The sequence below is a fragment of the Streptomyces klenkii genome (genome assembly GCF_003626645.1).
GTDB lineage: Bacteria > Actinomycetota > Actinomycetes > Streptomycetales > Streptomycetaceae > Streptomyces > Streptomyces klenkii.
In genome coordinates this window covers 1-1,015 of record NZ_RBAM01000229.1, presented here as the reverse complement: position 1 = coordinate 1,015, position 1,015 = coordinate 1, and the positions used below count along the sequence as shown (strand labels likewise).

The 1,015-nt window shown below is 71.5% G+C and carries 1 protein-coding gene; it reads right to left on the bottom strand.

Features of this window, described 5'->3' with window-relative positions:
• The coding region (locus D7231_RS35970) for a beta-ketoacyl [acyl carrier protein] synthase domain-containing protein (RefSeq protein WP_242000103.1) at nt 1-999 on the bottom strand (999 nt) is incomplete at its 3' end.
• Nucleotides 1,000-1,015: the final 16 nt, after the last annotated feature.

Genomic DNA, 1,015 nt, shown 5'->3' with positions numbered 1-1,015 from the left:
CGGATCACCCAGCGGTGTGCCCGTGCCGTGCGCCTCGATCATCCCGACGTCGCCGGCGTCCACACCCGCACTGCGCAACGCCTGCCGGTAGACCGCGCGCTGGGCAGCGGCCGACGGGGCCGCGAGGCCGTCGGAGGAACCGTCCTGGTTCACCGCGGAGCCCCGGATGACGGCCAGCAGGCGGTCGCCGTCGCGCAGGGCGTCGGCGAAGCGTTTCAGGACCACCAGAGCGCATCCTTCGCCGCGGACGAAGCCATCCGCCGCCGCGTCGAAGGCCCGGCAGCGTCCCGTGCTCGAGAGCATGCCCATCCGGGCGAACGACCGGGTGATCCGGGGCTGAAGGATGAGGCTGACGCCCCCGGCCAGGGCGATGTCACACTCCCCCGCGCGCAGGGACTGGGCCGCGAGGTGGACCGCCACCAGCGACGAGGAGCAGGCCGTGTCCACCGACATCGACGGGCCGTTCAGCCCCAGCACGTAGGAGACGCGCCCCGACGCCACGGAGTGACCGTTGGTGAGAACCGAGCTCGGCAGCTCCAGAGGGTGCCCGGCGAGGCTGTCCATGTAATCCGTGTAGCTCAGGCCGGTGAAGACACCGGTCGGCGTATTGGCCAGTGATTCCGGCCGGATACCGGCATGCTCCGAGGCCTCCCAGGCAACCTCCAGGAGCAGCCGGTGCTGAGGGTCGAGCACTTCCGCCTCGGGCCTGGAGACGCCGAAGAAGTCGGCGTCGAAGCGCGACACGTCCTGGAGGTAGCCGCCCTGGAGGGAGCGCACGTCGATCCGCGCGTCCCCGCCGCGCGGATCGACGGTCTGCCGCTCCCACAGCTTTGCTCGCCCGGGCGGCGGCTCGCCGACGGCGTCCCGCCCGTCGGCGAGGAACTGCCACAGCGCGGCTGGGGAGTCGATGCCGCCGGGCAAGCGGCATCCGATGCCGATCACGGCGACGGGCTCCTCCGCGAATCCGCCGCCGCTCGGCATGTCCGAATGATCTTCCATCGAAAACCTCCTTGGG